We start from the raw sequence: 18,134 nt of genomic DNA, 5'->3' as shown, positions 1-18,134 counted from the left end.
ATGAGTTTAGTTAATTTAACTATCAATGGCAAACATGTTTCAGCACCTAGTGGAACTTCTATCTTAGATGCTGCAAAACTAATAAATATAAAAATACATAACCTTTGTCATTTACATATGAATGAGATAGATAAGCTTGATACTTGTGCTTCTTGTCGTGTTTGTATGGTTGAGACAGAGAGAGGTTTAGTTCCAGCTTGTGGAACAGTTATAAAGGAAGGTATGAGAGTTCAAACTAATAGTGCTAAAGCATTAAATGCTCGTAGAACTATTGTTGAGTTACTATTATCAGACCATCCACAAGATTGTTTTATATGTGAAAAAAATGGAGACTGTGAATTACAAACTATAGCTGCTGATTTAGGAGTAAGAAAGATAAGATATCAAGGTTCTAAGTCTTTTGCAGGTAAAGATACCTCTACTAAATCTTTAGTTAAAGACCATTCTAAATGTATATTATGCAGAAGATGTGAAACTGTATGTAATGATATCCAAACAGTTGGAGCATTATCTGGAGTTAATCGTGGATTTAATACTTTAGTTAGTACATTTTTTAATGCTGATATGGTTGAAACAGAGTGTACATTCTGTGGCCAATGTATTTCTGTCTGTCCAACTGGAGCGTTAACAGAAGTAGATAATGTTCCTAAACTATGGGATGTTTTAAATAAAAAAGAAAAAACTATAGTAGTGCAAGTTGCCCCTGCTGTAAGAGTTGCTATTGGTGAAGAGTTTGGATTAGAACCAGGTTCAATATCTACAGGAAAAATGGTTGCTGCTTTAAAAGCACTTGGGTTTGAGCATGTATTCGATACAAACTTTGGTGCAGACTTCACTATAATGGAAGAAGCTACTGAATTTATAGAAAGAATTCAAAAAGGTGAAAATCTACCTATATTAACAAGCTGTTGCCCTGCATGGGTAAACTTCTTAGAACACAATTATCCAGACCAATTAAATCTAGCATCTAGCTGTAAATCTCCTCAAGGTATGTTTGGTTCTATAGCTAAGAATTACTATGCACCTAAAATACTAGGAATTAATCCAGATGACCTTTATGTTGTATCTGTAATGCCTTGTGTAGCTAAGAAGTATGAAGCTTCAAGAGAAGAATTAAGTGAATCTGGAATATTAGATGTTGACCTTTCTATAACTACTAGAGAGTTAGCTAAGATGATAAAAGAAGCTGCTATTGATTTACCTAATCTTCAAGACCAGGATTTTGATAATCCATTAGGAAAATCTACTGGTGCTGCGTCTATATTTGGAGCGAGTGGTGGAGTTTTAGAAGCTGCTCTACGTACTTCATATGAAAAGATAACTAACAAAACTTTAGATAATGTAAACTTTACTAATGTTAGAGGGCTTAAGGGAATCAGAGAAGCAAGTATAGATGTTGATGGAACTACAGTCAATGTATGTATTGTAAATACACTTAAAAATGCTAGAAAAATGATGGATAAAGTTAGAAGTGGAGAATGTAAATACCATATCATAGAAGTTATGGCATGCCCTGGTGGATGTGTTGGAGGAGCTGGTCAACCTTACCATCATGGTAATACTGATATAATTGATAGACGTGCTAATGCATTGTATGAGATAGATAGAAATAAGGCTATTCGTAAGTCTCATGAAAATCCTGACTTACAAGCTATTTATAAAGACTTCTTTGGAGATCCAAATAGCGATGTAGCTCATAAATACCTTCATACTCATTACTTTGATAAGAGTTGTATTTATGAAGAATGTCCAAAAGAATGTGCTTGTGAAGAAGCTAAATAAATTTTAACAAATTGAAAAACTAAAATATTCTCAAATAAAAGGATTGTATAAAGTGCTTTTAAGTACTTTATACAATCCTTTCTATTTTAATCATAATAAGCTACATTTCTACGCTTATCTTTCTTAAAGTATCCCTGCCATTTTCATAAGCTGTTTTGCATTTGTAGTCTTACATCTTCCATCTTTTATGGCATAGTCAAAATAGATTTTATCATCAACATAGTACTCTGAAAAATGGTAGTTTACAATCTCTACATCTCCACCACTTGAAAGGTCACATAACTCAAAATCATGTGTTGTAACCATACTTATAATCCATGGCTTTGATAGTTTCTTTACTGCCTCACTTGCTCCAATAATTCTATCAGCAGAGTTAGTTCCTTTAAAAATCTCATCAACTAAAACTAACATCGGTAATTCTTTTATACTATATTGAATCATTGATTTTATTCTGAGAATTTCAGCATAAAAAGTTGATATACCTTGGCTTACATCATCTTGTATTCTCATAGATGTAAATATATACATACATGTGGCATCAAAATTTTTAGCACATACTGGAGCACCTGCATACGCCAATACTAAATTTACACCAATACTTCTTAAAAATGTCGTCTTACCTGACATATTTGAACCTGTAATGATACAGGTTTGAGAATTTAATTTTATTGAATTTGCTACAACACTTTTCTCTGCTATTAATGGATGGTATACTTCTTCAACTTCTAACTTTGGAATACTTTCGCTTTTTATTATTGGAAAACATGTATTTTCTTTTACTTGACCAATAATAGTTAAACTTATCAAAGCTTCAAACTCTCCAATAGATTCAAGCCATCCTCTAATTTGATTTCCATATACACTTTTCCATCTTTCTAGAGATTCTGCACAGTGATAATTCCACATAAGAACACCACAAGCAAGTATATAAACTATTTGATTATATCTTAAGTTTACTGCATTACCTATTGAGTTCAGCTGTTTAATACCTTTTGAAACACCATTACCTTTAGAAAGTTTTGCTTGTAATTCTTTTAAATATGGGCTTTCAAATGTCTCTTTCTCTAAAACTTCAAACATCTTTTCATATACTTGTATACTTCTACTAAATGAGAATAATGGGGATAAAGTCTGCATAAGCTTTGTATTCCCAAACCCACCAAATCCTAGCTGAAGTACAAAAAGTAAAAAAACAGGTAGCATAGGCAAAAACCCTAATATAAAAAATATAAAAGATAGTATTGTTGCAGTAGGCAAACCCCAAGTAAAAACATGCATCCACTTAGGTATATATACTTTTTTATCTTCTCCATACTCTATAAATGACTCTATACTTCCATCAGAGTTGGTTTTTTGTTCCTTACCAATTATATTACTCAAGGTCTGAATATGGATAGAAAAATCCTGTTTTGATAATAGCTCTTTTACTGCTGTTTGTCTTTCTAGGATTATATTATCGTTTGGATTTTCATTCCATAAGGACTTAGCTAAAGACTTCTTTCCATAGGATGTATTAGCTATACAAATATACTGATATAGTGATGCTCTTCCAAATAAGTCTAAATCTTTTGCTTGTGAATTTTCTTCTTGTATATATTCTTTTCCATCTATTTTGAATTCTTTCCACTCATCACCAAATCTCTTAACATACTTATCCAGCACTTCACACTTACTCTTAAAATACGATTCTTCCTCTTTTATTTTATTATGAATAACTAAAAGTGAAATAAATAGAATCAATGCTACAATTCCAACAAAAATACCTACTATATTTTTATTGTAAAATCCAATAGCAAATCCCGCTATCAATATTAAAAAAGATATTAATCTAGCTGTACTTATATTATTTGATTTTTTATTTAAGAGCAGTTCTTTTTCAGTAGTACTTTCTAAAAGCTTACTAAAATAGTTCATTCCCATAAAGACTCCAACTTCCTTATCATATAATAAATTTAAATATAGTATTAAATTTAAACTAATAACCTTAAAAGCTAATTTAAACTCCAATTATATAATATATATTTTATAACTATTCTATACAATTTTATTTTATATGCACTCTCTATTACTTAGTATCAATAAGTTTTGATAGTTTCTTAGTAAATTCTTGAGCTGCATCATACCCCATTCCTCTTTGTCTAAAGTTCATTGCTGCTACTTCTAGTATCATAGCAGTATTTCTTCCAGGCTTTACAGGAACAACTAACTTCTCTACATTAACACCAAGTATTTCTTCATATTCTTTATCTAATCCAAGCCTATCATAATACTTATTTTCATCCCAAGCTTCTAAATGTACTACTAAATCTATCATTTTAGAATTTTTGATAGCTCCTACACCATATAGACTTCTGACGTCTATTATACCTATTCCTCTTATCTCTAGGAAATGTCTTATTAATTCAGGAGACTGACCCATCAACATACTTTCATCTAATTTTCTTATTTCTACAGCATCATCTGCAACTAATCTATTACCTCTCTGAATTAGTTCTAATGCTGTTTCTGACTTTCCTATACTACTCTCTCCCTTTATCAAAACACCTATACCATAAATATCAACTAAAACTCCATGAATCGTTGTATGTGGTGCTAACTTATTATCTAAGTAGTTTGATAATCTATTTATAAGTCTAGTTGTGTTTCTGTTTGTACTTAAAAGTATTCTCTTATACTTTTTAGCCTTTTCAATCACATCTGGTTTTATTTCTAAATCTCTAGAAATTATTAAAGCTGGTATTTCATATGAGAAAAATCTATTTAGTACCTCTTCTCGAATTTCATTATCCATCAATCCAAAGAAATTATATTCTGTTTTTCCAACTATTTGTATTCTCTCATATGCAAAGTAATCAAAATATCCTGCAAATTGTAAACCTGGTCTATTTATATCTTGAGAGTATACATAATAATCTACATCATCAGGCATGTATACTACTTTAAGTTTTAAATCTTTTATTATTTCTCTTATTGATACTTTATTGCTAGTTTCCATCAATTTTCTTCCTTCCTAAAAAAATTATAAACATTCTCTGCAATGCTTTTATTCATTCCTTCTACTTCTAAAAGTTCTTCAAAAGTAGCTTCTTTTATGGCTTCTACATCTTTAAAATGACTCATCAGTGCTTTTTTTCTTTTTTCACCTATCCCTTGTATATCATCTAAGATAGATTTTGTCAAAGCTTTATTTCTTAGACTTCTATGATATGTTATTGCATAATTATGAACTTCTTCTTGTATACTAGCAATAAATCTATATAAACTAGTTGTCTTATCCAACTCGATTTCTTTTTCTTTACATATTAACCCTTTAGTCCTATGCTTATCGTCTTTGTACATTCCCCAAAGTGGTATGTCTACATCATTAAGTTCTAATACTTTTTTTACAGCGCTAACCTGTCCCTTTCCTCCATCCAACAATATAAGGTCAGGTAAATTTCCATGTTTCAATCTTCTATCTACAATTTCAGCCATGGAATCATAATCATTAGGCCCAATGACTGTTTTTATTTTATATCTTCTATACTCTTTTTTATCTTTTTTAGCATTTGTATAGACTACCATAGAGCCAATTGAATCTACTCCTTGTATATTTGATATATCAAAAGACTCTATTCTTATTGGCAATTTTTCTAAGTTTAACAATCGTTTTAATTCTTCTAATGCTCCAATACTTTTTTCATATTTCCTTTTGTTCATATCAGAAAATTTTTCAAGGTACTCTACTGCATTTTTTCTCACCATTTCAACTAGGCTTTTTTTCTCTCCTTTTTGTGGTACTCTTATTGTTACTTTTTGCCCTTTTTTAGACGATAGCCATTCTTCTAATATACAACTGTCTTCTATCTCATCTTCTATAATTAGTTCTTTAGGTATATATTCTTGCTCATTGTAAAATTGTTTTACAAATGAACTCAATATAGAAGCTCTTGGGCTATCCATTACCCCTTCTAGTATAAAGTGTTCTCTCCCAACAATCTTACCATTTCTAATAAAAAATACTTGTACACAAGCTTCATTATGAGCTCTTGCCATCGCAACTACATCCTGATTTAAATCGGTTACAGTAGCATCTATTTTTTGTTTTTGTATCATTTCTTCAAGACTCTTTATTTTATCTCTATATATAGCTGCTTCTTCAAATCTAAAATTCATAGAACTCTCATTCATCTTTTCTTTTAAGAGCTCCATCAACTTTTCTTCTTTCCCCGATAGACACATTATAATTTCTTCTATCATCTTTCCATATTCTTCTTTGGATACATTTCCTGTACAAGGTCCTAAGCACTTATTTATGTGTAAGTTTAAACAAGGTCTTGTTTTATTTTTTATCGCTTTTTCTATGTCAATTTTACAACTTCTTATTGGATAGGTACTGTTTATAAGGTCTAAAGTATCATTTACCGCAGTTATATTAGTATATGGTCCAAAATACTTTGCTTTATCTTTAAGAACCCTTCTAACCTTTAAAATCCTTGGATAATCTTCATTTGTAGTCACCTTAATATATGGGTAAGTTTTATCATCTCTAAGTAACACATTATACTTTGGTCTATATCTTTTTATTAAATTACATTCAAGTATTAATGCTTCCAACTCTGAATCTGTTATAATGTATTCAAATTTATATATATTCTTAACCATAGATTTTACTTTAGATGTATGGTTTTTTGAAGATTGAAAATACTGCCTTACTCTATTTTTTAGAGATATGGCTTTTCCCACATATATTATATGGTCGTATTTATCCTTCATTAAATATACACCAGGCTCAGAAGGTAATTTTTTTAAGTGGTCTTGTATATCAAACATATCGCCCTCCAAAACATTAAGTTTTATATTAAAATTATACCCTAAAATGTGAAAATTAAAAAGTTATTCAATTTCCAGCATTGTACACAAGTTAAAGTCCATATCATCTTCTATAATTGATTTAAAAGCAATCTCAAATACGAAGAACAATATGGACTTTATGTTTGGTAATTATCTACAATTTATTTTTAATTTACTTACTTCTAATATTTTCAACTTATTTTTATATATTTACAGTTAAAATTTTACACAGTTTATATAACCTAAGAGAAATATTTACTTAAGAATTGACCTGTATAAGACCCTTCAACTTTAGATACTTCTTCTGGTGTTCCAGTTGCAACTATAGTTCCACCTTTATCTCCACCCTCTGGGCCTAGGTCTATTACATAATCACAAGTCTTTATAACATCTAGATTATGTTCTATAACTATAATTGTATTTCCTGTATCTGCTAATCTTTGTAATACGTGAATTAACTTATCTACATCTGCCATATGAAGTCCTGTAGTAGGTTCATCTAATATATATAAAGTCTTTCCTGTTGGTCTTTTACTAAGTTCTGATGCTAATTTTATACGTTGTGCTTCTCCTCCAGACAATTGAGTTGAAGGCTGTCCTAATTTAATGTATGAAAGACCTACATCCATCAATGTATCCAGCTTTCTTTTTATGTTTGGTATATTTTCAAAAAACTCAACAGCTTCTTCTACATTCATATCTAGTATATCAGATATAGTTTTATCTTTGTATTTTACTTGTAATGTTTCCCTATTGTATCTTTCACCCTTACAAACCTCACAAGGAACATATACATCTGGTAGAAAGTGCATCTCTATTTTTATTATTCCATCACCTTTACAAGCTTCACATCTACCACCTTTTACATTAAAACTAAATCTTCCCTTTTTATATCCTCTTGCTTTAGCTTCATTAGTAGCAGCAAAAATATCCCTTATAAAATCAAATACCCCTGTATAAGTAGCTGGATTTGAACGAGGTGTTCTTCCAATTGGACTTTGGTCAATATTTATAACCTTATCTATATTTTCAATTCCTTTTATTTCTTTGTGCTTACCAGCTCTTTGTTTTAGTCTATTCACTTTACTTGCAACACCTTTATAAAGTATGTCATTTATTAGTGTACTTTTCCCAGAACCTGAAACACCTGTTATACATGTAAACTTACCTAATGGCAATTTTACATCAATATTTTTTAGGTTATTTTCTGATGCTTTGATTACTTCTATAAAACTTCCATTTCCTTCTCTAGTAGTCTCAGGAACTAATATTTGTTTTTTTCCACTTAAGTACTGACCTGTTATTGAGTTTTCATTTTCTATTATTTCATCTAAAGTTCCTTGTGCAACTATCTCACCACCATGTATACCTGCACCAGGTCCAATGTCTATAACATAATCAGCTTCTCTCATTGTATCTTCATCATGTTCTACGACAATTAAAGTATTTCCTAAATCTGTTAGATGTCTAAGAGTTCCTATAAGTCTGTCATTATCTCTTTGATGAAGACCTATACTTGGCTCATCAAGCACATATAACACTCCAACTAATGCTGAACCGATTTGAGTTGCTAATCTTATACGTTGCGCTTCTCCTCCTGAAAGTGTTCCAGCTTTTCTTGATAAATTCAAATAATCAAGACCAACATCTCTTAAAAACTTAGCTCTTCCCTTTATCTCTTTTATAATCTCATGAGCTATAAATCTTTGCTTTTCTGTAAGAGTTACATTTTCCATAAAATCTATCAATTCGTTAACAGATAAGTTTGTTACTTCCATTATATTTTTTCCATCAACTAAAACAGATAAAACCTCTTTTTTAAGTCTCAATCCCTTACATTTTGGACAAGGTCTTTCTGCCATATATTCTTCAATTTTGTCTCTCATATACTCTGAGTTAGTTTCTTTGTATCTTCTCTCTAAGTTTACTACTACTCCTTCAAAATATGATTTATAATTTCTAGTTCCTCCAAATTTTGATTCATAAACAAACTCTACCATTATATTATCCTTACCATAAAGTAACTCTTGAACAAAATCTTCTGGTAAATCTTTAAATGGAGTTGTCAAAGATACCTTAAAATGCTCAGCTAAACTTTTTATCATTTTGCTATAATAAGTATCGTCGTTGACACCTGTTGAACCCCAAGCAGCCACTGCACCTTGTTTTATTGATAAATCTTTATTTGGTACAACTAGTTCTGGGTCAACTTCTTTACTTTCCCCAAGACCATTACAAACATCACAAGCTCCAAAAGGAGCATTAAATGAAAACATTCTTGGAGATAATTCTTCTATCCCAATTCCATGTTCTGGACATGCAAATTTAGTTGAGAAAAGAATCTCTTCTCCATCTATTATTTGAGCTATTACAAGACCATCTGATAGTTTAACCGCAGTTTCAATTGAATCTGCAAGTCTAGATTCTATTCCATCTTTGACTACTATTCTATCCACTACTACTTCTATACTGTGTTTTTGGTTTTTAGTTAAAACAATATCATCACTTACTTCATAGTTTTCCCCATCAACTCTAACTCTTACAAATCCTTCTTTTTTAATATTATCTAAGACCTTTTTATGTGTACCTTTTTGACCTCTAACAATTGGCGAAAGTATTTGCAACTTAGTTCTATCTGGAAAATCTAGCATTTTATCAACTATTTCTTGAATAGTCATTTGACTTATTTTTTCACCACATGTAGGACAATATACATCGCCTACTCTTGCAAATAACAATCTCAAATAGTCATATATTTCTGTTACTGTTCCAACTGTAGAACGTGGATTCTTTGAAGTAGTCTTCTGATCTATTGAAATAGCTGGTGATAGACCTTCAATATATTCTACATTTGGCTTTTCCATTTGCCCTAAAAACTGTCTAGCATAAGCAGACAAACTCTCTACATATCTTCTTTGGCCTTCTGCATATATCGTATCAAATGCCAAAGATGACTTTCCAGAACCAGACAATCCTGTAAAAACTATAAACTTATCTCTTGGTAACTCTAAATCTACATTTTTTAAATTATGCTCTTTTGCTCCTCTTATTATAATTTTATCTTCCATAACCTTGTTTTTACCTTTCTATTTTTCCAATTTTTCTTCCAACTGTTTTACCTTATCTCTTAATTCTGCCGCTCTCTCAAATTGTAAGTTTTGAGCAGCTTCCATCATCTCTGATTTTAATTTTTCTATATTATCTTTTATCTCTTCTTTATCATCTGTATCAGTTATTCCATAGACAACTTCTTCCTCTGCAACCTTAGTTGCTTCTATACTATCTCTTACACTTTTTTGTATAGTCTTAGGAGTTATGTTGTGTTCTTCATTATATAAATTCTGTATAGCTCTTCTTCTTTTTGTCTCATCAATAGCATTTTGCATTGAATCAGTTATCCTATCAGCATACATAATAACTCTTCCATTTTCATTTCTAGCTGCACGTCCAATAGTTTGTATTAATGCTGTTTCGGAACGTAAGAAACCTTCTTTGTCTGCATCTAAAATTGCTATAAGTGAAACTTCTGGTATATCTAGACCTTCTCTAAGTAAATTTATTCCTACAAGTACATCAAATTTTCCCAGTCTTAAGTCTCTTATTATCTCTGTTCTTTCTAATGTAACTATATCTGAATGTAGATATTTAACTTTTATTCCTATTTCTTTAAGGTAATTAGTTAAATCTTCACTCATTTTTTTAGTTAAAGTGGTTATAAGCACTCTTTCATTTTTTTCTATTGTTTTAGTTATTTCCCCTACTAAATTATCTATCTGATTATTTATAGGTCTTACTTCTACAATTGGGTCTAAAAGACCTGTTGGTCTTATTATCTGTTCAGCTATAGTCTCAGAATGTTGAATTTCATAAGGACCTGGTGTAGCACTTACAAACAATATTTGATTTATGTTTCCTTCAAATTCTTGAAAATTTAACGGTCTATTATCAAGTGCAGAAGGTAATCTAAATCCATTTTCTATAAGAGATGTTTTTCTTGATCTATCTCCTGCGTACATTCCTCTTACTTGCGGAATAGTAACATGTGCCTCATCTACAATTATCAAATAATCATCTGGAAAGAAATCCATTAATGTATATGGTCTTTCTCCTTCGTCTCTTCCAGTAATATGCCTTGAGTAGTTTTCTATCCCCTGACAAAACCCTATCTCCTTTAACATTTCTATGTCATACTTCGTTCTTTGCTCAATCCGTTGTGCTTCTAAAAGCCTATCATTTTCTTTAAAAGTCTCAATTTGTTGTTGAAGTTCATCTTCAATTTGAACAATTGCATTTTCAATTCTTTCTGGTGTTGTTACATAGTGAGATGCGGGGAAGATAACAACATGATTTCTTGTCCCAACAATCTTTCCTGTTACATAATCAATTTCTGTTATTCTATCTATTTCATCACCAAAGAACTCTATTCTTATTGCTTTTTCATCATTGCTAGCTGGAAATATTTCTAATATATCTCCTCTAACTCTAAAAGTCCCTCTTGTAAAATTTATATCATTTCTTTCATATTGTATCTCTATTAACCTTTTTATTACATCATCTCTATCCTTCTGCATACCAGGTCTTATAGATAACATAAGTTCTTTATAATCTTTTGGGTCCCCCAAACCATATATACAAGATACTGAAGATATTATTATAGTATCTCTTCTTTCTAAAATAGATGCTGTAGCAGAATGTCGAAGTTTATCTATTTCGTCATTTATACTTGCATCTTTTTCTATATAAGTGTCACTGTGAGCTACATATGCCTCTGGTTGATAGTAATCATAGTAACTTACAAAATATTCAACTGCATTGTCTGGGAAAAATTCTTTAAACTCACTATAAAGTTGTGCTGCTAGTGTTTTATTATGAGCCATTATTAGGGTAGGTTTTTTAACTTGTTGTATTATATTTGCCATTGTGAATGTTTTTCCTGAACCTGTTACACCTAACAATGTCGAAAATTTTTCATTTCTATTTATAGAATCCACTATTGATTTAATAGCTTCTGGTTGGTCACCTGTTGGTTTGAAGTCTGACTTTATTTTAAAATCCATAGTATCACTCCTTCTTTTCGAACATTAGTTCCTAACATGTATTATTATATCATACCTTTCTAGAATTGTTTCAGTTATTTTAAATATTTTACCCATTTAAATTTTACTTAAATCTAAAATATAAAAAAAGACTTCTATCTTTATAATAGAAGTCTATAAGTAATGGAAAATAAATACTTTATCCAGTTTATATAATGAAATCAAATGCTTCTTTTTCAACTCCGTCTAGCTTCAAATCGAATAGTCTTAATATAGTTGCTGCATGAGCTCTTAAGTCGCCTTCTTCCTCTACTACGCCTGTTTTTATTTTAGGTCCAAAAGCTATAAACGGAGGTCTATTCCCCTTAGTAGGTAAATGACCATGTGTAGCAACAGCAAACTTGTAATCTTTTATATCAGAATCCTTTATAATATTTCCTTCTAAATCATTTCCAAATGAAATTCCTTCAATTCCTTCAATTACCATTTCAAAGTCGCCTTCAAGTCCAAGATTGGATGCTTCTTCTCTGGTAAATATATTCTCTATAAATAATTCTTCTTTAAACTCTTCAAGCAATACTCTCAACTCTTCTAATCTATTTTGGTTACTTACTATTATCTGTGCTGATATACCTGACGAATTTACATAGGCATCAAAATTCTTAACTACTCCATTTTCTACTGTTATAAATCCATGTGATTTAAGTAAAACATTTGGATTTACAACTTTATCAACTCTAAGATGACCATGGTCTCCAAGTATTATAAAATTTGTATCTTCATATGTACCTGCATCCTTTGTAGCTTGAATTATATCTCCTAACCATTTATCATTCATTTTCAAGGCTTCATTTACTTTTTCATTAAACAAACCATGGTTATGTCGTGTATGGTCCAAAGTTGCTAGATGTATTAACATTAAATCTGGATTATATTCTTTTATTACATCTATAGCACAATTTACTCCAAACAAATCCATATTAGGCTCTAATTTCCAATCAATATAGTGACAATGTCTATCATAAATACTATCCATTATAACCTTACTTGAACTTTTTTCAAAAATTTCTCTTGGGTCATCTTCTCTATTAGGAGCCCATATCTCTGCAATATTATAATCTATATTTGGGTTTGCACCCATTACAGGCCATAAGATACTAGAAGTAGTCAGATTATTGTCCTTTGCTACATCTATAATTGTCTTTACTTTTATATCTTTTGAATACCAATACCAATCTTTATTTTCTTTATTTGGGTCAAATTTTTCATTATGATATATTCCATGTTTTTTAGGATATACTCCTGTAACCATACTTGTATGACAAGGATATGTTAAAGTTGGATATACACAATTTATATTTTTCACCATAGAACAATTTTCTAAGATAGATTTAAAATTTGGTAGATTCTTTACAAATTCTAAATCTTTTTCAAATAAAGAATCTACTGATAATACTATAACTTTTGTCATTTACATTACCTCTTCATTCATATATTATTGGATACGTTCAATCAATCTATAATCTATATATGTTACAGGTGATATTTCATCAACATTTCATACCTGTCTATAATTATTTATTAGTCTTATCTATTACTGCTTGCATTGCAGAAGTTCCTTTGCTTACTGCATCTTTTGGCGCCACATTTAAATCAGTAAGACCTTTTTTAATCTCATCCATTAACTTATCAGTTGCTTCTTTATATCCATTTAACATTGGAAGGGCAACAGCATATTGTAATTGGTCAGTTGCAACTTTATATTGTGGCTTTTCTTTATACAATGTTTGTAATTTTTCTGATTTAGTTGCATCTTCAGTTGTTGGCAGATATCCTGTTGATGAACTAAATTGAACTATTTTATCTGTTTGAGTCATCCATTCCATAAATTCTGCACTTGCATCTTTTTCTTTGTCTGTTCCACCTTCAAGCATAACTAAGTTTGCTCCCCCTGTAGGCGTTGCATATTTTTGATTTTTTGGTAAAAATGCTGTTGATATTTCAAACTTACCATCTGTTTGTTGCATAAGACCTGCTAAATCTGCTGTTGATGTAAATATCATACCAACTTTACCATTTACAAAATCTTGCTTTGCTACATCCCAAGCATTATAATCTTCACCAGGTGGCATTTTCATTATTCCAGATTTCATCATATCTTGCCAGAATTTAACTGGTGCTTGACCTGCTTCATTATTAAATGCTACTTTTTTTCCATCAGTTATTTCTCCTCCACTTTGCATTACCATAGCTTCATAGAACCAAATATCTATTGGAGTTTCAAATCCATAAGTATCTTCTGATTTGTTTGTCATTTTACTAGCATATGTTTTAAGTTCTTCCCATGACTTTGGTCCTGAAGGGTCAAGGCCTGCTTTAACTGCCATATCCTTATTTATGTATAGTATTGGTGTACTTCTATTAAATGGCATACCAACAAACTTATTTTCATAATATGAATTTGTTAGAAGACCAGAAAAAAATCTTTCTTGGTATGCCTTATCAAAGTATTTACTCATATCTACTAAAGCTCCTGCTGATGCAAATGTACCTGTTTGAGTTATTTCTAATAATGTTACATCTGGTTGGTCTTTAGAAGTTAATGCAGCTTGTAATTTTGTTGCATTTTCATAGTAATCTTTTTGTTTTAGCATATTTACTTGTATGTCTTTATGTTCACTATTAAACTGGTCAACCATTTTTTGTGCTGTTTCACCATTAGTTCCACCCAAAGGTGCCCAGAAATCTATCTTTGTAATATTGCTATCTGTCTTTTCTCCTTTAGATGTATTTGAGTCATTAGAATTTGAACACCCAACTAAAGAACCTAATAATAATGTTATTGCTAATCCTGTTGCTAATTTTCTTTTAAGCTTCATTTCCATCCTCCAAATTTAGTTTTTGACTTTTTATTTTATTCCTGAATACATAAAAGCTTCTTTTACTTTTTTATTTGCAAATATATAAACAAGAATTATTGGTAAAATTAAAATTATATTTCCTGCCATTATTACATTCCATGCAGTAATTCCTTCTGAAGATTTAAGAAGAGCTACTCCGATTGGTAAAGTCCTTATTGCATCTGTATTTGTCATTACTAAAGGCCAGAAATAGTTATTCCAATGATATATAAAATTAAATAATATAAATGTTATTACTGCTGGTTTTGCCATAGGAACCATTATTTTAAACATTATTTTTAAGTCCGAAGTATTGTCTAATTTAGCTGCTTCAATAATCTCATCTGATATCTGCATAAAATTTTGTCTAAGCAGAAATATACCAAATGAAGATGTCATAAATGGAATTATAAGTGGCACATATGTATTTATAAATCCAAATTTACTCATCATCATATATACAGGTAAAAAAGTTACTTGTGGAGGAATCATAAGTCCTATGAGTAATAGTCCAAACAATACCTTCTCACCCCTAAATTTAATCTTAGAAAATGCATAAGCTGCAGGAACCATCACTAAAAACTGTACGATTAAAATACTACCTGTCACAAAGATACTATTTAATAAATATCTAAAAAATGGTCCTGAATTCCATGCTGTAGTATAATTTCCTAGTACTATATCATTTGGTATTATTGTAGGTGGTAGTTGCATCATTTCTTGTGGGTTTTTAAAAGATGTTGACAGCATCCATATAAAAGGGAATATAAATATTGCAGATAAAAGTAGTAGAATTAATACTTCTATTGATTTTGATACTATTTTCTTTATATAAGCTTTATCTTTTTTAATAGGTCTTATAATGTCCATTTTGTCCTCCTTTTTAACACGCCTTATAATATATATTTTTTATTTATTGATAATGAACTTTTTTTGATAATAGTCTGAAATTAGCATATGTAGCAATCATAACTATGGCTAATAAAAACATACTTGCTGCACTTGCTTGCCCTATATCGTAATATATAAATCCAGACTCATATATATAATAAGATAACATGTTAGTTGAACCTAATGGACCACCTTGTGTCATTATGCTTATTTCGTCAAACACTTGAAATGATGCTGTTGTTGTTGTTATCATGAGAAAAAATATTGTTGGCGATAATAATGGCAATGTTACCTTAAAGAAATTCGTTATCTTGTTTGCATTGTCTAGTTTAGAAGCCTCATATATATAGTTTGGTATCGATTTAAGACCTGATAACACGATTAAAATATTGTATCCAAGAGTTTTCCATATTCCTATTAGAATCAATGACATTAAAGCTGAACTTTCACTTGAAAGCCATTTTGATGTTGGTAAATGCAATGTTGACAGTATCCAGTTTAAAAAGCCATACTGTGGCTCCATAATCCAAAGCCACAATACAGCTACAGATACTAGTGAAATTACATGTGGTGTAAAGATTATACTTTGTGTCAAATTGTGTATTATAGAGTTTTTATTTAACCAAACAGCAAGTACTATAGCTAGTGATATAGATATAATTACCATAAAAAAAGTATAAATTGCAGTATTCGTTATAGTTTGTATAAACTCTGGATTTTTTAAAAGCTCTGTGTAATTATTCAATCCTACATTTTCGAAAGTTGAACTAAGAAGACTTCCTGATTTGAAACTCAGCGATATTGTCTTAATTATTGGATATACTATAAACAGTAAAGTTCCTATAATTGCAGGTGTTATGTATAAATATGCTTTATTAAATTGCTTTTTCATAAATATCTCCTTTGATTTTAGAATACATATTCTTACATTCTTTTATATCATCTATTCTTTGCCCATCTTTATTAAAATAATATAAATCCTTTTCTAATACATTTACTTTCAAAGTTTTCCCTATATCAAATATATCGTTTTCTGTTTTAACCCTTACTTCACTGTTAAGAACAGATAAACAGTATATAGTTTCGTTTCCTAATACCTCTTTAGTTATAACCTTTCCAAGTAAATTAAAAGTATCATCATTTTTTATATCTATATTTATACTTTCTAATACAGCTTTTTCAGGCCTAAATCCAAGTTTGATATTATCCTTCATATTTAATATGTTCATACAAGGATTTCCGATAAATTGTGCCACAAACAAATTTTTAGGATCTTGATATATTTTTTTTGGAGAACCTATTTGCATTATCTCTCCTTTGTTCATTATAACTATTTTATCCGCCATTGACATTGCTTCGACTTGGTCATGAGTTACATAAACAAATGTAGATTTTAATTTTTGATGTAACTGTATTAATTCTGTTCTCATTTGATTTCTCAGTTTTGCATCTAAATTTGATAATGGTTCATCCATTAAAAATACCTTTGGATTTTTAACCATTGCTCTAGCTAATGCTACTCTCTGTCTTTGTCCTCCAGACAAATTTCCTGGCTTTACATTTAAATATTCTTGTAATCCAACTATATCAATAACCTCTGTTATAAGTTCTTCTCTTTTTTCTTTTGGAACTTTTTTATTCTTTAAACCAAATTCTATATTTTCTTTTACAGTCATATGTGGATATAATGCATAATTCTGAAATACCATAGCTATATCTCTCTTACTTGCATCAGTTCTTGTTACATCATTTTCTTCAATTTTTAAATTACCTGAAGTTATATCTTCAAGCCCAGCAATCATTCTTAGTGTAGTAGATTTTCCACAACCACTTGGGCCTACCAATACCGTAAAAGAACCATCTTCTATAGTAAGGTTCAAGTTCTCTATAACAGTGTTCTTTTTATCATAAGATTTTGTGACATTTTCTAGTCTTATATCTGCCATTTTTTATCCTCCTCAAAATACTTTGTTTAGTTATACGATTTACTTATAAATTAATAATACTCTTTATTTGTAAAGGACATATTAAGACAAAGTGAACATATAGTAAATTTATTAAAATAGATGTTAAATCACATATATTTTCTGTTAAATTATGCTAAACTTAAATAAATATACTGACTAATAAGATAGAATCAAAATAAATAAAATAACTGATATAGCAAATTATACATAATAAAAAAGACCTCTATGGGGGATAGAGGCCTTTAAGTGGGGGAGATTGAGTAATTTATTTTTGCTATTAAGTTTTACAATTATATTATGTCCCAAATTTGCCATGTCTAAACACAAAAAATAAAAATTTTTTATTTTTTATAAATTTACTCAAAAAAATTACGTGGCTACGTCCTACTCTCCCAGGCAGTTTCCCACCAAGTACCATCAGCGCTAGAGAGCTTAACTTCTGTGTTCGGAATGGGAACAGGTGTATCCTCTCTGCTATTGTAACCACATAATCTTTATGCTTAATATTACTATTAAGTTTTTGAAGCTAGTAAACTAGATTCTTTAGAGTTAGCACTCTAAAAACTACATATATATTTTAATCAATGAACATCAAATAAATATTGGTCAAGTCCTCGACCTATTAGTATCGATAAGCTAAATACATTGCTGCACTTACACCTTCGACCTATCAACCAGATAGTCTTTCTGGGGTCTTACCCTTGCGGTGGGAAATCTTATCTTGA

At 30.2% G+C, this 18,134-nt stretch carries 11 protein-coding genes and 2 rRNA genes; 1 reads left to right on the top strand and 12 read right to left on the bottom strand.

The window, feature by feature from the left end:
• Positions 1-1,782, top strand: a complete 1,782-nt coding sequence (locus IC174_RS00065; protein WP_227435576.1) for an NADH-dependent [FeFe] hydrogenase, group A6 — start codon at positions 1-3, stop codon at positions 1,780-1,782.
• A 123-nt stretch (positions 1,783-1,905) separates the two neighbouring features.
• Here IC174_RS00065 and IC174_RS00060 read toward each other — a convergent pair whose 3' ends face one another.
• The 12 genes from IC174_RS00060 to IC174_RS00005 all read right to left on the bottom strand — a co-directional run.
• A complete protein-coding gene (locus IC174_RS00060; RefSeq protein WP_227435574.1) occupies positions 1,906-3,696 on the bottom strand; it encodes a MutS-related protein in 1,791 nt (596 codons plus the stop codon).
• A 151-nt stretch (positions 3,697-3,847) separates the two neighbouring features.
• On the bottom strand, positions 3,848-4,777 hold the full coding sequence (gene hprK / locus IC174_RS00055) for an HPr(Ser) kinase/phosphatase (RefSeq protein WP_227435572.1): 930 nt from the start codon (positions 4,775-4,777) through the stop codon (positions 3,848-3,850).
• The gene (gene uvrC / locus IC174_RS00050; protein ID WP_227435569.1) at positions 4,777-6,594 is read right to left on the bottom strand and encodes an excinuclease ABC subunit UvrC; all 1,818 of its coding nucleotides are present in this window, start codon (positions 6,592-6,594) and stop codon (positions 4,777-4,779) included. Before uvrC ends, hprK begins: the two co-directional genes overlap by 1 nt.
• A 263-nt stretch (positions 6,595-6,857) precedes the next feature.
• On the bottom strand, positions 6,858-9,683 hold the full coding sequence (gene uvrA, locus IC174_RS00045) for an excinuclease ABC subunit UvrA (RefSeq protein ID WP_227435565.1): 2,826 nt from the start codon (positions 9,681-9,683) through the stop codon (positions 6,858-6,860).
• 18 nt (positions 9,684-9,701) lie between these two features.
• The gene (uvrB, locus tag IC174_RS00040) at positions 9,702-11,672 is read right to left on the bottom strand and encodes an excinuclease ABC subunit UvrB (RefSeq protein WP_227481805.1); all 1,971 of its coding nucleotides are present in this window, start codon (positions 11,670-11,672) and stop codon (positions 9,702-9,704) included.
• A 187-nt stretch (positions 11,673-11,859) separates the two neighbouring features.
• The gene (locus IC174_RS00035) at positions 11,860-13,122 is read right to left on the bottom strand and encodes an ectonucleotide pyrophosphatase/phosphodiesterase (RefSeq protein ID WP_227481804.1); all 1,263 of its coding nucleotides are present in this window, start codon (positions 13,120-13,122) and stop codon (positions 11,860-11,862) included.
• Between the two features lie 103 nt (positions 13,123-13,225).
• Positions 13,226-14,530: an ABC transporter substrate-binding protein gene (locus IC174_RS00030; protein ID WP_227481803.1), complete on the bottom strand. Its 1,305-nt coding sequence runs from the start codon at positions 14,528-14,530 to the stop codon at positions 13,226-13,228.
• A gap of 30 nt (positions 14,531-14,560) precedes the next feature.
• Complete coding sequence (locus IC174_RS00025) at positions 14,561-15,421, bottom strand: carbohydrate ABC transporter permease (RefSeq protein WP_227481802.1); 861 nt, start codon at positions 15,419-15,421, stop codon at positions 14,561-14,563.
• 43 nt (positions 15,422-15,464) lie between these two features.
• Positions 15,465-16,334, bottom strand: coding sequence for a carbohydrate ABC transporter permease (locus IC174_RS00020; protein WP_227435546.1), 870 nt, complete (start codon positions 16,332-16,334; stop codon positions 15,465-15,467).
• Positions 16,318-17,388, bottom strand: a complete 1,071-nt coding sequence (locus IC174_RS00015) for an ABC transporter ATP-binding protein (RefSeq protein WP_227481801.1) — start codon at positions 17,386-17,388, stop codon at positions 16,318-16,320. The genes IC174_RS00020 and IC174_RS00015 overlap by 17 nt, the downstream gene beginning before the upstream one ends.
• 392 nt (positions 17,389-17,780) lie before the next feature.
• Positions 17,781-17,897 (bottom strand): 5S ribosomal RNA (gene rrf / locus IC174_RS00010).
• 114 nt (positions 17,898-18,011) lie between these two features.
• Positions 18,012-18,134: ribosomal RNA gene (locus IC174_RS00005) — 23S ribosomal RNA — on the bottom strand; the annotation flags it as partial.

Origin of the sequence: Clostridioides sp. ES-S-0001-03, from assembly GCF_020676075.1 — a bacterium.
Lineage (GTDB): Bacteria > Bacillota > Clostridia > Peptostreptococcales > Peptostreptococcaceae > Clostridioides.
Note: the sequence above shows the minus strand (reverse complement) of the source record. Positions and strands in the feature narration are given on the sequence as shown.